The organism is Desulfonatronospira sp., assembly GCA_003563255.1.
In the GTDB taxonomy this organism is placed as follows: Bacteria; Desulfobacterota; Desulfovibrionia; order Desulfovibrionales; family Desulfonatronovibrionaceae; genus Desulfonatronospira.
This window is the reverse complement of the sequence record PWSL01000150.1, coordinates 1-3,462: the sequence shown is the minus strand read 5'-3', so window position 1 is coordinate 3,462 and position 3,462 is coordinate 1. Positions and strand designations below refer to the sequence as shown.

The 3,462-nt window shown below is 51.8% G+C and carries 4 protein-coding genes; all 4 read right to left on the bottom strand.

Going from position 1 to position 3,462, the window contains the following annotated elements; all coding sequences use genetic code 11:
• A partial coding sequence (locus QZP87_RS04205) for a hypothetical protein (protein ID WP_291321669.1) occupies window positions 1-665 on the bottom strand: 665 nt, incomplete at its 3' end.
• Between the two features lie 73 nt (window positions 666-738).
• Window positions 739-1,587, bottom strand: coding sequence for a methyltransferase domain-containing protein (locus tag QZP87_RS04200; RefSeq protein WP_291321668.1), 849 nt, complete (start codon window positions 1,585-1,587; stop codon window positions 739-741).
• Window positions 1,588-1,735: 148 nt separating this feature from the next.
• On the bottom strand, window positions 1,736-2,491 hold the full coding sequence (locus QZP87_RS04195) for a DUF1638 domain-containing protein (protein WP_291321667.1): 756 nt from the start codon (window positions 2,489-2,491) through the stop codon (window positions 1,736-1,738).
• Window positions 2,492-2,512: 21 nt separating this feature from the next.
• Window positions 2,513-3,319, bottom strand: a complete 807-nt coding sequence (locus QZP87_RS04190; RefSeq protein WP_291321666.1) for a dihydropteroate synthase — start codon at window positions 3,317-3,319, stop codon at window positions 2,513-2,515.
• Window positions 3,320-3,462: the final 143 nt, after the last annotated feature.

The window sequence follows — 3,462 nt, the reverse complement described above, 5'->3', positions numbered from 1 at the left end:
TCCCGGGCCTTTTCCAGCTGCAGCAGGTCATCCCAGAAGCTGGTGTTGTGCTGCTCATGATACCGGGCGCATTTTTGCAGTATGAGTTCATGATGGGTGCTCGGGGTGGGGCTGTTAATTATCTGAAAATGGGGATGTACCAGGCTGGCACCTGCCGGGAAGAGATAGTTGGCGTTCATGGTGGCGTAGCGCATCCCTGGATCATAGTCGTGGCATTTGCGCACAAAGTCCAGGGCTACGGAAAAGCCGTCTTCCAGAAGCTGAACCGGAAAATCATTCAGTCTGCGCAGGTGCTTGTCACCCAGCCTGATTACACTGTGGTAGGCGCCGATGGGAAAAAGATTGGGAAAAAGAGAGGCCTGGCCGTGTTCCAGTCTGCCCTGGGGAAGAAATTCTTCAGGGTAGGCCGGGGTGTTTTTTTGCCAGTTTTCAGGACATAAAAAGCAGGTCTGGGCGGTTTCCAGGCCTCTTTGTTCCAGGTACTCGTAATCCGTGTCCGGAAAAAGGATCTGGGCCTTGCCTTCCAGTCCGGTGTTGAGCACGCTCTGATGCCCGGTGAGGGGGTCTGTGCGGACCTCCAGGTCCTGGGTGGTAAGCTGCATGTCCTGGAAGGGATTGTGAAAACGCGACTGCTGCTGATGGACTTTGAATTCTATTCCGGCCATCATCTCCTCCCTTGTATTAATTGTATCTGTTTAGGAACTACCACTGAGGACCCCATGAATGGTTACAATGCGGCTATACTTTTTCAAAGCAGAAGATGGCCCAGGTGAGATGGCCGTGCTTTCCGCCGGTGCTCCAGTGTTGCAGACCTATTTTCATGTTGTCCAGATACTCCTGGCTGACGTTTTTTTTCCGGAGGTCGTCTTCCATCCTGACTGTGTCTTCAAGGACCTTGGCGTAATGGTTGGCGAGCTGGACCTGCAGGTTTTCAAAGAACTTGAGCTTGAGGCCCAGTTCTTCTGCTGTCTGCAGGTAGAATGTGGGGGTGGCCATAGAAGCCAGGTGGATGCGCTTTAGGATGGGATCCAGGTACTCGGCATAGGCATCCTCGGTCTGCATGGGATCGGTGAAGATGAGCTCACCGCCGGATTTCAGGACCCTTGCAGCTTCACTGAGAACCTTTTTCCGGTCCGGGCTGTGCAGGAAGGCGTCCTGGGACCAGGCCACGTCAAAAGAGCCGTCCTCGTATGGTACATTTTCAAAGTTGCCGTCTACTACTTCTATCAGATGATCCAGACCCTGTTCCCTGTTCATTTCGCGATGGCGGTTGTTTTCGGTTTCACTGAGGTTCAGGCCCACCACCCTGCAGCCGAACTTTTTTGCCAGGTGACGGGCTGTTCCGCCGTATCCAGAGCCAAGATCCAGCACCCGGGCCTTGTCTCCCAGTTCCTTGAGGTTGCGTGAATATGAGGCCATGCGGTCAATGGTTCTTTTGCTGGCCTCATAAAGGGTGTCTTCAGGCCGGCGGTAGATGCCCAGGTGGTGCTCCTCGCCGCCCCATACCTCGGTGTAAAAGATGCAGGCATCGTGACTGTCGTAATATGATTTGCAGGTTTGTATTACAGATTCCTGATTGTTACTCATGATGAATCTCCTTGATTTTTTGTATCTGTTCAGCGCTTTTTAGGAAAGCAGGGGACAGGCACCCCCGCACTTATTTTTTGCTGATGTGAAGATCATTACTAAAAAAATAAGTGCGGGGAGAGCCAGTCCCCGTGCTACATGCAACGCGCTAAACAGATACGATTTTTTCTTGGCCCGGTTCAGCCGCCTCCAGTACATACCAGCGCTGCTGGACCTTTTCAAAAGGAGGCACAAGGTAGAAGTAATCCCTGTCGTAAGGCCCGAACAGTATGCGGCGCAGGTATTCAAGATCTCCCTGAACCTCCAGGTATTCTTTGCCGAAGAAGCGGGCGTTTTCCATGGCCCTGTTTCTCAGGGCCTGGATATCTCCTACACCGGTATTGATAAAAACAAACCGGGTATAATGCTTGATTTCTTCCCGGGCACCCCATTCGGCCCAGGCTCTTCCCAGTCTGGGTACGTAGTCGTTTTCCATTGTTCCCAGGGGATCCTTGCCTTCGGCAATCCAGCCCCTTGTGAGATAGTATGTGCCGGGATGGTCCCGGCTTGTCAGCCTGAATTTTTCAAGGGAGCCCAGAAAAAGGGCCACACAGTCATGCGATCTGGTGATCACAAGGCCCTGCTCCGGGGCTTTGACGCCCACAATTCCATTGGAGCAAAGGCCGTATCCCAGAATTATTCTTGAGGCATACTCTGCGGCAGTGTCCACCTGCTCCTGAATGAGGTCAGGAAGCAGGTGAGGGGACCGGTGCATATTCTGGGGCAGATAAACGGTATGCACTTCATTCTCGTGTCCCAGGCGCAGGTGTTCCAGTTCTGGTCTGAGAGCCCCACAGGCGATGACTACCCGCGGGGAACGTGATTCGACGCCGGTATCCTCTCCGGTATCTTCTCCCTTGAGCATTTTGGTTGATTCCGTATTTGGTTAGAGTTCAAACTTGTCGGCCCGGTAAGCCTCCAGGAAGTTCATGCAGAATTCGTCCTTGCCGGCCAGGGTCTCCGCCACGATAATATTGGCCATCATGTTGGCGTCCATGGGGTTGATGATTGCTGTATCCAACCCCTTGAGCACGGCCATGACCACGAAGGAGCGGTTTAATATGGCTCTCTTGGGAAGTCCATAGGATATATTGGACATTCCGCAGACAGTGTGTACTCCTTCCAGCCTGGTCATGATCATTTCAATGGAATTTAAGAATTCCACGCCGTACATCTTGTTGGTGGAAATGGGCTGAACCAGGGGGTCAACATAAATGTCGTCGGCCTTGATCCCTTTCTGAATCAGGACGTTGACCAGTTTTTCCGCGATGGCGAAGCGGTCTTCAGCTGTTTCGGGCATGCCCTCTTCGCTCATGCACAGGGCGACCACTTTGCATTGATGTTCGGCTATTACGGGCAGAAGGTTGTCAAAGCGGTCACTTTCCAGAGAAATGGAATTGACCATGGGTACGCCTGCCTTATCCTGGTGCAACCTGAGGGCGGACTCTACTACAAGAGGGTCCGGGCTGTCTATACAACAAGGCACATCAACTTCCTCCTGGACCAGTTTTATAAGCCATTCCATATAATCCTTTTCCTTGCCCACGAATATGCCGGCATTAACATCGATATAATGGGCCCCGTTTTCGGCCTGATCTCTGGCCAGCTTTTTGATGGTATCCACATCCGCGGCCTTGATGGCCTCACCGACGCTTTTTCTGCTGGCATTGATAAGTTCTCCAATTATCTTCATTTTCTCCTCCTCATTTTTGTATATTAGTGACTTACTCCTGAAACCCTGTCACAAAAAACAAGAAAAATTTGAGCCATGACGGGGGTTCAGCGCTTGGCACTGTAAATGTTCCGCACTTATTTTTTAAGAAAAAGACTACTGCC